Annotated in this window: 13 protein-coding genes; 8 read left to right on the top strand and 5 right to left on the bottom strand. The window is 66.0% G+C overall.

The genetic code is table 11. The annotated features are described in order from the left end of the window. Positions 1-6: 6 nt before the first annotated feature. Genes HPF_RS14885 through HPF_RS14870 form a run of 4 tightly spaced genes read right to left on the bottom strand, consistent with a single transcriptional unit; the run spans position 7 to position 3,937 of the window. A complete protein-coding gene (locus HPF_RS14885; protein ID WP_066151459.1) occupies positions 7-702 on the bottom strand; it encodes a fumarylacetoacetate hydrolase family protein in 696 nt (231 codons plus the stop codon). A gap of 30 nt (positions 703-732) precedes the next feature. Then, positions 733-1,062: a 2Fe-2S iron-sulfur cluster-binding protein gene (locus HPF_RS14880; protein WP_079365665.1), complete on the bottom strand. Its 330-nt coding sequence runs from the start codon at positions 1,060-1,062 to the stop codon at positions 733-735. 14 nt (positions 1,063-1,076) lie between these two features. Further along, on the bottom strand, positions 1,077-2,555 hold the full coding sequence (locus tag HPF_RS14875; protein WP_133157035.1) for a glutamine synthetase family protein: 1,479 nt from the start codon (positions 2,553-2,555) through the stop codon (positions 1,077-1,079). Continuing rightward, positions 2,552-3,937, bottom strand: a complete 1,386-nt coding sequence (locus HPF_RS14870; RefSeq protein WP_079365667.1) for a Rieske 2Fe-2S domain-containing protein — start codon at positions 3,935-3,937, stop codon at positions 2,552-2,554. Before HPF_RS14870 ends, HPF_RS14875 begins: the two co-directional genes overlap by 4 nt. Before the next feature lie 83 nt (positions 3,938-4,020). On the opposite strand from HPF_RS14870, the gene HPF_RS14865 reads away from it, so the two are divergent. From HPF_RS14865 to pgeF, 4 genes are read left to right on the top strand one after another with little or no spacing between them, the layout of a single operon-like run. Then, entirely contained in the window at positions 4,021-5,592 is a 1,572-nt protein-coding gene (locus HPF_RS14865) for a thymidine phosphorylase family protein (RefSeq protein ID WP_066151450.1), read from the top strand. Further along, the gene (locus HPF_RS14860; RefSeq protein ID WP_133157034.1) at positions 5,592-6,488 is read left to right on the top strand and encodes a ribose-phosphate diphosphokinase; all 897 of its coding nucleotides are present in this window, start codon (positions 5,592-5,594) and stop codon (positions 6,486-6,488) included. Before HPF_RS14865 ends, HPF_RS14860 begins: the two co-directional genes overlap by 1 nt. Positions 6,489-6,508: 20 nt before the next feature. Next, the gene (gene maiA, locus HPF_RS14855) at positions 6,509-7,150 is read left to right on the top strand and encodes a maleylacetoacetate isomerase (RefSeq protein ID WP_133157033.1); all 642 of its coding nucleotides are present in this window, start codon (positions 6,509-6,511) and stop codon (positions 7,148-7,150) included. Beyond that, complete coding sequence (gene pgeF / locus HPF_RS14850; RefSeq protein WP_133157032.1) at positions 7,150-7,935, top strand: peptidoglycan editing factor PgeF; 786 nt, start codon at positions 7,150-7,152, stop codon at positions 7,933-7,935. The genes maiA and pgeF overlap by 1 nt, the downstream gene beginning before the upstream one ends. Here the strand turns inward: pgeF and HPF_RS14845 are convergent. Beyond that, on the bottom strand, positions 7,855-8,154 hold the full coding sequence (locus HPF_RS14845) for a hypothetical protein (protein ID WP_133157031.1): 300 nt from the start codon (positions 8,152-8,154) through the stop codon (positions 7,855-7,857). The two genes, pgeF and HPF_RS14845, sit on opposite strands and share 81 nt — an antisense overlap. A 126-nt stretch (positions 8,155-8,280) precedes the next feature. On the opposite strand from HPF_RS14845, the gene HPF_RS14840 reads away from it, so the two are divergent. The 4 genes from HPF_RS14840 to HPF_RS14825 all read left to right on the top strand — a co-directional run bounded on the left by HPF_RS14840 (position 8,281) and on the right by HPF_RS14825 (position 14,005). After that, positions 8,281-10,110, top strand: a complete 1,830-nt coding sequence (locus tag HPF_RS14840; RefSeq protein ID WP_133157030.1) for a PHA/PHB synthase family protein — start codon at positions 8,281-8,283, stop codon at positions 10,108-10,110. 75 nt (positions 10,111-10,185) lie between these two features. Then, entirely contained in the window at positions 10,186-11,367 is a 1,182-nt protein-coding gene (locus HPF_RS14835) for an acetyl-CoA C-acetyltransferase (RefSeq protein WP_133157029.1), read from the top strand. A gap of 47 nt (positions 11,368-11,414) precedes the next feature. Further along, positions 11,415-12,152 (top strand): acetoacetyl-CoA reductase, encoded by a 738-nt coding sequence (gene phbB, locus HPF_RS14830; RefSeq protein WP_133157028.1) that lies wholly within the window; start codon positions 11,415-11,417, stop codon positions 12,150-12,152. A gap of 206 nt (positions 12,153-12,358) precedes the next feature. After that, on the top strand, positions 12,359-14,005 hold the full coding sequence (locus tag HPF_RS14825) for a DUF1566 domain-containing protein (protein ID WP_165961713.1): 1,647 nt from the start codon (positions 12,359-12,361) through the stop codon (positions 14,003-14,005). Positions 14,006-14,033: the final 28 nt, after the last annotated feature.

Below are 14,033 nucleotides of genomic sequence, written 5' to 3'. Positions count from 1 at the left end.
GCCGGGTCACCCCACGTGCACAGCAATGCTGGTGAGTCCGTCGACACCACCGCTCATGGTGTCGCCGCTGACCACCGCGGCCACACCTTCGGGTGTGCCGGTGTAGATGAGGTCGCCGGGTTGCAGTTCCCAGGCCGCCGACAGGTGCTCGATGGTTTCGGCGATGTTCCAGATGAGCTTCGAGACATTGCTGCGCTGACGGTCGGTGCCGTTCACCTGGACCCAGATCGCGGCGTTGGCGATGTCGCCGGCTTCAGCGGCGGGTGTGATGGGGCCGATGGGCGCCGACTGGTCGAAGGCCTTGCCGATGCACCAGGGGCGGCCCTGTTTTTTCATGTCGTTTTGAAGATCTCTGCGGGTCATGTCCAGCCCCACGGCGTAGCCGTAGATGTGGCTGGCGGCATCGGCTGCCTTGATGTTCCGTCCACCCCGGCCGATGGCGACGACCAGCTCGATCTCGTGGTGCAGGTTGCCGGTGAGCGACGGGTAGGGGATGGTGGCGGTCTGTCCGGCCTCGGCCACCACGATGGCGTCGGCAGGTTTGAGGAAGAAGAAAGGCGGCTCGCGGCCGGTGAAGCCCATTTCCTTGGCGTGTTCTTCGTAGTTGCGGCCCACGCAGTAGATGCGGTGGACGGGAAAGCGTTCGGCGCGCCCCACCACGGGCACGGAGACGACGGCGGGCGGGGCGAAGGTGTAGCTCATCGGTGACCTTTCAGGACTCGGGGAGGTGGGTCAGTGTTGCGAGGCGGGCAGGCGGACCACCAGCCCATCGAGCTCGGGTGTCAGCCGAACCTGGCAGCTCAGCCGGCTGCCGGCCTCGACCGGACTGGCCGCGAAATCGAGCATGTCGGTTTCGTCGGCCACCGGCTTGGGCAGCTTCTCGGCCCAGGGGCTGTCGATCATGACGTGGCAGGTGGCGCAGGTGAGAACGCCGCCGCAATCGGCCTCGATGCCATGGATATCAGCGTCGACAGCGGCCTTCATCAGGCTCTGGCCGGTGGCGGCGGTGATGGTTTCTTCGGTCTGGTCGGCGTGGACGAAACGGATGTGGATGGTGCTCATGTGAAAGAAGTGAATCAGTAGCGGCTGAAGTATTCGCGCCGTTCAAAGTCTGCCTTGTCCTGGGCGTCGGCGTGGCGGTTGATTTCAGACTGCTTGATGCGGCAAAAGTGTTCGACCACCGAAGCGCCCAGTCCGTTCATCAGTGCCTCGTCGCCCCGCAGGGCGGCCAGGGCATCGCCCAGGTTGTCCGGCAGGCGAGCGTGGCCGGTGGCATAGGGATTGTCGGTGGCGGGCGGAGGTTCCAGGCCGCGCAGCAGGCCGTCCAGCCCGGCATGGATTTGGGACGCCATGTAGAGGTAGGGGTTGGCCGCGGGCTCGCCGATGCGGTTTTCAATCCGGGTGGCGGGGTCGCCCGCGGCGCCCACCACGCGCAACATCGCGCCTCGGTTGTCCTGGCCCCAGAGGATGTGCTGCGGCGCCAGGGCGTTGGGCCGGAAGCGGCCGAAGCCGTTGATGGTGGGGGTACACAGCGCGGTCATGCCCGGCGCATGCGCCAGCAGGCCGGCCAGCCAGTGGGCACCGGCGTCCGAGAGGGTGTGGCGGGCGTCGCGCACCGTGCTGTCCTCGGCGGGAGCGGCGCGCGCACAGCCGTTGCGGCCGCCATCGCGTTCAACCAGTGACTGGTGCAGGTGCCAGCCGCTGGACATGATGTTGGGGAAGGGCGGGCGGCACATGAAGGTGGCCAGGTAGCCGGCGCGGCGCAGCGCCTGCCGCACGCCGTTGCGGAACAGCACCATCTGGTCGGCGGCGGTCAGCGCATCGGTGGCGTCGAACACCGCCTCCACCTGGCTCGGGCCCAGCTCAATCTCCAGCGACTGCAGTGGCAGGCCCAGCGCCTGGGCGGTCTGCATCACGATGCTCAGCGGCTCGTCTGCCATGTCCATCATGGCCTCGGCCTGCAGGTTGTAGCCGGGATGGATCATCTGCACCGCTGGCGGCAATCCCGGCCAGCCTGCGAGTTCGGGGTCGAGCTGAGGTGCTTCGTCGGTGATGCGGTAGATGTGAAATTCGACCTCCAGGCCGGTCTTGAAGCCGAAGCCCGCCATCGCGAGCCTGGACAGCGCCTGCTCCAGCACGTGCCGGCTGTCCAGCGCCACCGGCGTTCCGTTGCTGTGCCAGGGCTGGCAGCGCAACCAGCCCGTGCCCGCGCTCCAGGGCAGCAGGGTGAAGCTCTCGGGGTCGGGCAGCAGCATCAGGTTGGAGGCGCCGGCGAACCCGGTCAGGCCTTCGGTGCCCCCGGCCTCGAACACCTTCCAGGCGGTGTGGTCCGAGGTGTCCTTGAGCATCATGGTGCCGACCATGCCGACGCCGTCGCGCAAGGCCTTGACCGCGGCGTGTGCCATCAGGGTCTTGCCGCGCAACTGTCCGTGCACATCGCACCAGCCCATGCGCACGCGCTGGACGCCGCTGGACTCGATCAGCTCGGCGGCGCGCAGGCAGGCCGCCTCCCGGTGGGTGTCGTGCAGGCCGCAGCGTTCGGCGAACGACGTCATTTGGCAGCCGCCAGCAGCGTCTGTGCCGGTTCGGTGGCGCTTGACCACGGCGCACCCTCGCGCTTGTCGCGCACCGCGCGTTGCCACCAGTCCTGCCAGCCCTGGGCCGGTGCGATGCCGTCGACCGTGTCGGGTCCGGTGATGCCAGCAGCCTGTGCCGCATCGCCGATGCCTGGCGCCGTACCGCCCTGCGCCACGGTGTCCATGGCCTGCAGCAGCAGGCGGCGGTGGGCCATGATGACCTTGTCGGTGGTGCCCAGGTGTTCGCGCGTGCGGTCCTGGATCGGGCCCATGCTCTCGCAGGCCCACTGGTCATGCACGTTGATGTCGTCCTCGCCCATGCCCAGGAACGTGCGGGTCATCTGCTCCTCGGGGTTGAAGCCCCATTGGTTCCAGCGCCCGGCCTTGGGGATGTAGTCGGGCAGCGTCACGGCTTTCAGCCGCTGCTGGCGCATGGTGGCCTTGTCGACCGGCGCCTCGAAGCTGGTGAAGAAGGCGTACCAGTAGTTGCGGGTGTCGTCCACCGGCACATGCATCTGCGTGATCGTCATGGTCTCCGACAGCGGGATCACGAAGGTCTGCGGGAACACGTCGTTGGTCACCCGCACATGGGTCAGCGCCTCGTTCAACGGGCGCAGTGCGGTCAGCTGCAGCCCCCAGGGCTGCTGGGTGAAGGAAATCTCGGGCTGGTCGAACTCGCGCATCACGCGCGTCATCGGCCAGCGCTCGCCACCGATGTCGCCGGCGCTGGCACCGCGGAACTGCTTGCCGTAGCTGCCTTCCAGCGGGGCATCGTTGAAGAAGCGGTGCAGGTAGGAGGCGTGGGCCGGGTCGATGCCGACCTCGAACGCCTGCAACCAGTTGCAGTGCCACAGGCCCTTGAATACGAAGCTGTGCGAAGCAGGGGCGACGAAGCAGTCCAGCGCAGGGAAGGGTGGTGGCGTCTGACCCTCCGGGCCGAGCCATGCAAACAATGCGCCTGCCTTTTCGACCAGCGGGTAGCTGCGCTGGCGGATGCGCTGGCAGAGCGTGCTGCCCGCCGGTTCCGCCGGGGTTTCGGTGCACTGGCCGCTCACGTCGAACTTCCAGCCATGGAAGGGGCAGCGCAGGCCGTCGCCCTCGTTGCGGCCATAGGCCAGGTCGGCACCGCGGTGCGGGCAGTCGCGGTCCAGCATGCCGAAACGCCCCTGGGCGTCTTTGAACAGCACGAAGTCCTGACCCAGCAGCCGCACCGCCTTGACCGGGCGGATGGCCATGGATGGATCCAGCGCCGGATCGAACTCGTCCAGCATGGCCACGGGTTGCCAGTAGCGACGCAACAACTCGCCACCGGGGGTGCCGGGGCCGACCTGGGTCAGGCGCTGGTTCTGTTCTGCTTTCATGGGCGTGTCTCCTGCATGGGGTGGCAAAACATTAACCGATTTCTGTTGCCTGGAAGCGGCCCGGGGCGGTGTATCGTGGAGCCATGGAGACACCAGAGACAACCACTCCCGGCGCAGGCGCCGGGCTGACCCTGCGCCGCGTGGCGATCGACACCTGGCGCGAAAACGTGGCCTATCTGCACCGGGACTGCGCGGTGGTGCGGGCCGAGGGCTTCCAGGCCTTGTCCAAGGTCGAGGTGCGCGCCAACGGGCGCAGCATCCTGGCCACGCTCAACGTGGTCGATGACCCGGCGCTGGTGGGCTGCCAGCAGATCGGCGTGTCCGAGGACGCATTTGCGCAGCTGGAGGTGCCCGAGGGCCATCCGGCGTCGGTGACGCAGGCGGAGCCGCCGGCCTCGATTCCGGCGCTGTTCCGCAAGATCAATGGCGAGCGGCTCAGCCGCGACGACTTCCACGCCATCGTCGGCGACATCGCCCGCCACCGCTATTCCAAGATCGAGCTGACGGCCTTCGTCGTGGCCTGCAACCGCAGCGAACTCGACCGCGAGGAAGTCTCGTTCCTGACCGAGGCGATGGTGGCCAGCGGACGGCGGCTGGACTGGCGCGAGTCGCTGGTGGTGGACAAGCACTGCATCGGCGGCATCCCGGGCAACCGCACCTCGATGCTGGTGGTGCCGATCGTGGCCGCCTATGGCCTGGTTTTTCCCAAGACCTCCTCGCGCGCCATCACCTCGCCGGCCGGCACGGCCGACACCATGGAGGTGCTGGCCAATGTCGAGCTGCCGTTCGACCGGCTGACCGACATCGTGCGCGACCACCGGGGCTGTCTGGCTTGGGGCGGCACGGCCGACCTGTCGCCCGCCGACGATGTGCTGATCTCGGTCGAGCGGCCGCTGGCGCTCGATTCGCCCGGGCAGATGGTGGCCTCCATCCTGTCCAAGAAGATGGCGGCGGGTGCGACGCACCTGGTGCTGGACATTCCCATCGGCCCCACCGCCAAGGTGCGCTCCATGCCCGAGGCGCAGAAGCTGCGCCGCCTGTTCGAGTACGTGGCGCAGCGCCTGCACCTGTCGCTGGACGTGGTCATCACCGATGGCCGCCAGCCGGTGGGCCGCGGCATCGGGCCGGCGCTGGAGGCGCGGGACGTGATGCGCGTGCTCGAAAACGACCCCGAGGCGCCCGCCGACCTGCGACAGAAGTCGCTGCGACTGGCGGGTCGCCTCATCGAATGCAGCCCGGACGTGCGCGGAGGGCAGGGCTATGCGATCGCGCGCGACATCCTGGAGTCGGGCCGGGCGCTCAGCCGCATGCAGGCCATCATCGCGGCGCAGGGCTCGCACGGTTTCGACCACCACCATCCCGCGCTCGGGGCGCTGACCCTGGAGGTGCCCGCGGCCACCGACGGCGTCGTGATCGGCATCGACAACCTGCAGATCGCCCAGATCGCGCGACTGGCCGGCGCGCCCAAGGTCAAGGGCGCGGGCGTGGACCTGTTGTGTAGGCTGGGCGACACGGTGCGCGCCGGCCAAGTGCTCTACCGCATCCACGCCGACTACCCTTCCGACCTGCACTTCGCACGCCACGCGGTCGACCGGCACTGTGGTATCTCCCTGGGCACGGCCGCCCAGATTCCCCAGGTTTTTGTGGAGTCCTGATGTCTTCTGTTCCTTTGTCGGGCGTGCTGCTGTGTTTCGACGACGAGCGCACGGTGGCGCAGGCCTGCGCCAACCATACGGGCCTGGCGCTCGCGGTCGTGGAGCGGCACCGCTTCCCCGATGGCGAGGTGAAGGTGCGTCTGCCCGCGGCGCTGCCGCCGCGCGTGGTGGTCTGGCGCGGCCTGCACCAGCCCAACGAAAAGCTGGTGGAGCTGATGCTGGTGGCCCACGCGGCACGAACGCTCGGCGCGCAACACCTGACCCTGGTGGCACCCTATCTGGCGTACATGCGGCAGGACATCGCATTCAACCCGGGCGAGGCGGTGAGCCAGCGCATCGTCGGGGCGTTTCTGGCGGACCTGTTCGATGCGGTGATCACGGTCGATCCGCACCTGCACCGTGTGGCCACGCTGCAGGAGGCGATTCCCGTGCGGGACGCCATGGTGCTCGACGGTGCGCCGCTGCTGTCGGACCACATCGCCACCCAGTGCACCGCCGATGTGCTGTTGATCGGGCCCGACGAAGAGTCGCTGCAATGGGTGGCGCAGGCGGCCCGGCGCCACGGCTGGGAGCACGGCGTGTGCCGCAAGACCCGCCACGGCGACCGCGAGGTCGACATCGAGCTGCCCACGCTGGCGGTTCGGGGCAGGGCGGTGGTGCTGATGGACGATGTGGCCAGTTCGGGCCACACGCTGGCGCGCGCGGCCGCGCTGCTGCGCGAGGCCGGTGCGGCGTCGGTCGACGTGGCGGTGACGCACGCGCTGTTTGCCGAAGGCGCTGTGGCGCTGATCCGGGAAGCAGGCGTGGACCGCCTCTGGAGCACCGACTGCATCCCTCATCCCAGCAACGCCGTGAGCATCGTTCCGGCCGTGGCCGCACGGCTGCGCGGCCTCTGACATCCCCTTATGCTTGCACCATGAAGCTCTACAACTACTTCCGCTCCTCTGCGTCCTTCCGCGTGCGCATCGCGCTGGCGCTCAAAGGCATTGCCTATGACTATGTGCCGGTGCACCTGGCCAAGGGTGAACACAAAAAGTCTGCGTACGCCGACATCGCCGCCGACGGTCTGGTGCCTCTGCTGGAGCTGGACGACGGCACGCGCCTGTCGCAGTCCATGGCCATCATCGAGTACCTCGACGAGACCCATCCCGAGCCGGCACTGGTGCCCGGCGATGCCATCGGTCGCGCCCGGGTGCGCGCGCTGGCGCAGTCGATCGCCTGCGAGATCCACCCGATCAACAACCTGCGTGTGCTCAAGTACCTCGCGGGCACGCTCAAGGTCGATGAAGAAGCCAAGAACACCTGGTACCGCCACTGGGTGCGCACCGGTCTGGAGGCCTTCGAGCGCCAGCTGAACCAACTGCCCGCAGGCCGCTACTGCTGTGGCGACACGCCGACCCTGGCCGACTGCTGCCTGGTGCCGCAGATCTTCAACGGACAGCGTTTCAACACGCCCATGGACGGTCTGCCGCGCACCATGGCGGCGTTCGAGGCCTGCATGGCGCTGCCCGCGTTCCAGCAGGCCCAGCCTTCGGCCTGCCCGGACAACGAACCCTGATGGAATGGCCTTCCGAATGGCTGGTGCCCGACTGGCCGGCGCCCGCAGGCATCCGCGCGCTGTTCACGACGCGGGCCGGTGGGGTCTCGGAGCCGCCCTTCGACAGTTTCAACCTCGGTGACCACGTGCGGGACGACCCGGCGGCGGTGGCCACCAACCGCCATCGCCTGCGGGAAGCCATGGGAGCGCGCCCCGTCTTCCTGTCCCAGATCCATGGCGTGGAGGTCTCCGCGCTCCATGGCACCACCCCCGATGGCACCGAGGCCGATGCCTGCCTGACCGAACACGCTGGCGTGGCCTGTACCGTGATGGTGGCCGACTGCCTGCCGGTGCTCTGGTGCCTGCCCGACGGATCGGCGGTGGCCGCGTCTCATGCCGGCTGGCGCGGACTCGCGGGCCAGGACGGCCACGGCATTCTGGAGGCCACTTTTCGGGCCTTGCGGGCCTTGTCTGCAACGACGGCGTCACCGCTGGTGTGGCTGGGGCCTTGTATTGGTCCCAAGGCTTTCGAAGTCGGTGCAGAGGTGCGCGAGGCGTTCTTGACGGTCGACCACGACGCCGTGCGGTGTTTTGAGGCATTGCCCGCGGAAGGCAAGTATCTGGCCGACCTGCCGGCCCTGGCGCGCCTGCGTCTGGGCGCGATGGGGGTGACCCAGGTATTCGGCAACGACGGCGGCGATGCCTGGTGCACCGTTACCCAGTCGTCACGGTTCTTTTCCCACCGCCGGGACGCCGCCCGGCTCGGCAGCACCGGCCGCATGGCCGCCAGCATCTGGAAGGTCTGAAACCGCCTGCTGGCGCCGTGCTTCCTCGGCCGCCTCGCGCTCCCGGATGCCCTTGCGCCGTTGCGGCGTGAGCATCAGGTAAACCACCAATGAAAGCGGCACTAAACCGTAAAGAAAAAAGGTCACAATGGCTCCAAGAAAAGAGCCGTTGGTGCCAGTGGCTTCGGCCACCGACATCATCAGCACCACATAGAGCCAAGCGATCACAACCAGATACATAGCGACCTGCGACCGGGAAGTTTGTTGTCAGTTTGTTGGAAGTGAGCAGACCGACACTAGGGAAAACCCGGCCTCAAGCCCATGAGGACTTGATAATAAGCCGCAGGACAAACATCGGAGACTTGCATGACATCTGGTAAGACACCGCAGCCCGACTGGCTGCAGGCGGCCGAGCAGTTCCAGAACCAGCTCATCCAGCAGTGGACACAGGCCGCACAGGCCTTTCCCGGGGCGGCGCAGGGCTCCCCCACTTCCCCTGATCCCTTCGCAGCGTTCAAGGCCTTCATGCCGCAGGCCGGTGTGGCCCATCCGTTTGGCATGCCGATGCCGCAGATGGGGCAGTTGCCCGGGATGGGTGACCTGCTGGCCCAGACCACGGGACACCAGGTCCGTTTTGATCCGGCCAAGCTGATCGAGATCCAGAACCAGTACCTCAAGGATGTGGCCGGCCTGTGGAACCAGGGGCCGACGGTCCAGCCCAAAGGGGACCGGCGCTTCGCGGACGAGTCCTGGGGCAACAACCCCGTGGCCTCCTACACGGCGGCTGTGTACCTGCTCAACGCCCGCACGCTGATGGCACTGGCCGATGCGGTCGAAGGCGATGCCAAGACCCGCACGCGGGTGCGCTTTGCGGTCCAGCAGTGGATCGACGCCAGCGCGCCGAGCAACTTCCTGGCCTTCAACGCCGAGGCGCAGAAGAAGGCCATCGAGACCCAGGGCGAGAGCATTGCCAAGGGCGTGGCCAACCTGCTGCACGACATCAAGCAGGGCCACGTGTCGATGACCGACGAGAGCGTGTTCGAGGTGGGCAAGAACGTCGCCACCACCGAAGGCGCCGTGGTGTTCGAGAACGAGCTGTTCCAACTCATCGAATACAAGCCGCTGACGGCCAAGGTCTACGAGCGTCCGTTCCTGCTGGTGCCACCCTGCATCAACAAGTTCTACATCCTCGACCTGCAGCCGACCAACTCATTCATCCGCTACTGCGTCGAGCAGGGCAACCGCACCTTCGTGGTGAGCTGGCGCAATCCGGACGCCTCGCTGGCGGACAAGACCTGGGACGACTACATCGAAGACGCCGTCATCAAGGCGATCACCACCACGCAGGACATCACCGGCGCCGAGCAGATCAATGCCCTGGGCTTCTGTGTGGGCGGCACCATGCTGAGCAATGCGCTGGCCGTTCTGGCTGCGCGCGGCGAGGAGCGGGTGCACAGCGCCACCTTCCTGACCACACTGGTGGACTTCACCGACACGGGCATCCTGGACGTGTTCATCGACGAGCCGTTCGTCAAGATGCGCGAGATGCAGTTTGCCCAGGGTGGGCTGATGCCGGGCCGCGACCTGGCCACCACGTTCAGCTTCCTGCGACCGAACGACCTGGTCTGGAACTACGTGGTCGGCAACTACCTCAAGGGCGAGTCGCCGCCGCCGTTCGATTTGCTGTACTGGAACTCCGACGCGACCAACCTGCCCGGCCCGTACTACGCCTGGTACCTGCGCAACATGTACCTGGAGAACAACCTCGTCAAGCCCGGCAAGACCACGGTCTGCGGGCAGAAGGTGGACTTCCGCAAGGTCAAGCTGCCGGTCTACATCTACGGCTCTCGCGAGGACCACATCGTTCCGATCGGTGGCGCCTATGCCAGCACCCAGGTGTTCCCCGGCAAGAAGCGCTTCGTCATGGGTGCTTCGGGTCACATCGCCGGTGTGATCAACCCGCCCGCCGCCGGCAAACGCAGCCACTGGACCGGACCGGCTGGCCAGTTCCCGGCCGATGTGAACGAGTGGATCGACGGCGCCACCGAACACAAGGGCAGCTGGTGGACCGACTGGGCCGCCTGGCTCAAACCCCTGGCTGGCAAGCAAATTGCTGCGCCCAAGACCTATGGCAGAGGCAAGGCGTATGCGGCCATCGAGCCGGCGCCTGGCCGCTATGTGAAGGCCAAGGCCTGAACGTCCTGACCGTTTGCGTTCATGGCTGAACGCAAACCCCAAACTTTGCTGCACCCACCCTTCAAGGAGAACCACATGGAAGACATCGTCATCGTTTCCGCCGCCCGCACCGCCGTCGGCAAGTTCGGCGGATCGCTGGCCAAGACGCCGGCCACCGAACTCGGCAGCATCGTCATCAAGGGGCTGCTGGCACGCACTGGTCTGCCCACCGATGCAATCGGCGAAGTCATCATGGGCCAGGTGCTGGCCGCTGGCTGTGGCCAGAACCCAGCCCGCCAAGCCATGATGAAGGCCGGTCTGGCCAGGGAAACGCCGGCGCTGACCATCAACGCCGTCTGCGGCTCGGGCCTGAAGGCCGTGATGCTGGCCGCTCAGGCCGTGGCCTGGGGCGACAGCGAGATCGTGATCGCCGGTGGTCAGGAAAACATGAGCGCCAGCCCGCACGTGCTCAATGGCAGCCGCGACGGCCAGCGCATGGGCGACTGGAAGATGACCGACACCATGATCGTCGACGGCCTGTGGGACGTCTACAACCAGTACCACATGGGCATCACCGCCGAAAACGTGGCCAAGGCCCACGGCATCACCCGCGAGATGCAGGACGCCCTGGCGCTGGGCAGCCAGCAGAAAGCCTCCGCTGCGCAGGACGCCGGCAAGTTCAAGGATGAGATCGTTGACGTGCTGATCCCGCAGCGCAAGGGCGATCCGCTGGTGTTCAACAGCGATGAGTTCATCAACAAGAAGACCAGCGCCGAAGCTCTCGCTGGTCTGCGCCCCGCTTTCGACAAGGCAGGTTCCGTGACCGCGGGCAACGCCTCCGGCATCAACGACGGTGCCGCCGCCGTGATGGTGATGACGGCCAAGAAGGCAGCCGCCCTGGGCCTGACGCCGCTGGCGCGCATCGCCGCCTTCGGCACCAGCGGCCTGGACCCGGCCACCATGGGCATGGGACCGGTGCCGGCGTCGCAAAAGGCCCTGGCCCGCGCCGGCTGGAAGGCGTCGGATGTCGATCTGTTCGAACTCAACGAGGCCTTTGCCGCCCAGGCCTGCGCGGTCAACAAGGCGCTGGACATCGATCCGGCCAAGGTCAACGTCAACGGTGGTGCCATCGCGATCGGCCACCCCATCGGTGCGTCCGGCTGCCGCATCCTGGTGACGCTGCTGCACGAGATGCAGCGCAGCGGCGCCAAAAAGGGCCTGGCCGCGCTGTGCATCGGCGGCGGCATGGGCGTTTCCCTTGCTGTTGAACGCGCCTGATACCCACCACTTTTTCGCCACACGGCACCACCTAGAGGAGCACACACATGAGTCAGAAAGTCGCATACGTCACCGGCGGCATGGGGGGCATCGGTACCGCAATCTGCCAGCGCCTGCACAAGGACGGCTTCAAGGTCATCGCCGGCTGCGGCCCCACCCGCGACTACAACAAGTGGCTGGACGAGCAGAAGGCGCTGGGCTACACCTTCTACGCCTCGGTCGGCAACGTGGGTGACTGGGATTCCACCGTCGAGGCCTTCACCAAGGCCAAGGCCGAACACGGCAGCATCGACGTGCTGGTCAACAACGCCGGCATCACCAAGGACCGCATGTTCCTGAAGATGTCCAAGGAGGACTGGGACGCGGTGATGAACACCAACCTCGACTCCATGTTCAACGTGACCAAGCAGGTCGTGCCGGACATGGTGGAAAAGGGCTGGGGCCGCATCATCAACATCTCGTCGGTCAACGGTGAGAAGGGCCAGGCTGGTCAGACCAACTACTCGGCCGCCAAGGCCGGCATGCACGGCTTCTCGATGGCGCTGGCGCAGGAACTGGCGACCAAGGGTGTGACGGTCAACACCGTGAGCCCGGGCTACATCGGCACCGACATGGTCAAGGCCATCCGTCCCGACGTGCTGGAGAAGATCGTCGCCACGGTGCCGGTCAAGCGCCTGGGCGAACCTTCGGAAATCGCTTCCATCATTGCCTGGCTGGCCAGCGACGAGGGCGGTTACGCCACCGGCGCGGACTTCTCGGTCAATGGTGGATTGCACATGGGTTGAGGTTCCGGTGCTTTCCTGAAAGCCTGCCTCGGCGGGCTTTTTTCATGGTCGTGACGACAAGCGCGCAGGCCATCCTCATGGTCTGTGCTAAGCCTTTTTGGGGAGGAAATATGACGAACATTTGGACTACTGAGGGCAAGCGCTGGGGCACTGGAATATTCGCGATGGGCGTGGCCGCAGCGATGTCCGCGTGCGGTGGGGGTGATATGTCCTCCGAAGAGGGGCCTTCCAAAGCGGTCTCGGCGCGCGGTGTGGTGTCGGCCCAAGCAGGCCCGAAAACTGCTGATGGCAGCGCGTTCGCGGCTGGGACGACGTCGGAGGCACGCTTGAAAAGCGTTGAGACCACCGTCAAACCCGCAGCTAGCCGCAAAGCTGCGACGTCTTCTGTCACGGTCTATCGGTTCTACAACTCGGCGACCCGTGCGCACTTCTACACCTCCAGCGAGGCAGAGAAGAATACCGTGTTGTTGAACATGCCTTTCTTCAGCTACGACGGTGCGGTGTTCACCGCCGCAGGTTTGCCCGATGCAGGGCTCAGTCCGGTCTACCGTTTCTTCAATCGCCAAACCGGCGTCCACTTCTACACGATCAGTGAAACGGAAAAGGACGATATCCTGGCCAGACTGCCTCAGTTCCAACTGGACGGTCCGGCGTATTTCGCCAGCGAGGTTTCCGGGTCTGGTTTCATTCCGGTGCACCGCTTCTATCTGCCGGCCAAGGGATACCACTTCTACACGGCCAGTGAGGAAGAAAAGAACCATGTCGAGGCCAACCTCGGACAGACCTATCGGTACGAAGGCATTGGCTATTACGTGTTGTCCGAGGTTCCCAGGTCCGACAAACTCCCGCATTCCGGCGTGACCGGTGCCCAGTGCTACCAGGTCGGCAGTGATGACATGGTCGATTGCGCCTCGCGCTTCGCGATCAACCTCAGCCCTCAGCAGGACGGGCACCGGAGCCAGATCCGGCCCATGAGCTACGGCCAGGTGGGCGCCTATCCGATCAGCAGTTGCGTGATGGACGAGGTAACGGGGCTGGTCTGGGAAGGCAAGACCAACTCAGGAGAGCGTTCGGTTGCCAACACCTACAGCAACTACGGCGATGGGCGCGTCGGCGATGCGTCCGCGTACGTGGCCCGGATCAACCAGCTGGCTTTGTGCGGCTTCACCGATTGGCGTTTGCCTACCGCGGGAGAACTGCTCGGCCTGATGGACTTCGGCCGGACGGGCATCAGGCTCAATCCCACTTGGTTCGGCGTCACCGTCAGTACCTACTGGAGCGCTTCTCCCGTCGAACCTTGGTACAACAAAGCAGTGCACTTTGATGGCGGTTCGATCGCAACGCTCCACATCAACGGGAACTCGCACAACAGCCAGCTGGCTGTGCGTCTGGTCCGCGGAGCGCCGTTCACGGGTGCCCGGTTTGCCGTAGGCACGGCTGCGTACCCGGGCGATGCGGCCAACAACGTGGTCAACGATCTCAAGACAGGCTTGCAGTGGCGTCGGTGCGAGGAGGGGCGTCGCTGGACCGGTACCCGTTGTCTGGGAGTGATGTACGTGTTCGCGCACCAGGACGCACTGCTCTGGGCACAGACGATGTCGGGCTGGCGCCTGCCCAACGTCAAGGAGTTGCACAGTTTGATTCCGGAAAACGCTGCTTACGCGATGGATCCGCAGGCGTTTCCGGGCGCCGAGCCGTGGGGCTATTGGACGTCGACCCCCAATACGGCGTCTCCGAACCGGAGCCTTCAGGTGGCCTTCGGCGCTCCGCCTTACATCGACCTGGCGTCGTGGTCGCGCGATGCACCGCCGGATTTCGGAGGCGGTGTTCGACTGGTAAAACACCTTCAATGAAGTGATGTCGGCGATTTGAAACAATCGC

This window comes from Hydrogenophaga pseudoflava (genome assembly GCF_004353865.1).
Classification (GTDB): Bacteria; Pseudomonadota; Gammaproteobacteria; order Burkholderiales; family Burkholderiaceae_C; genus Hydrogenophaga; species Hydrogenophaga pseudoflava.
The sequence above is the reverse complement of the archived record's forward strand: the minus strand, read 5'-3'. Positions and strand labels throughout refer to the sequence as shown.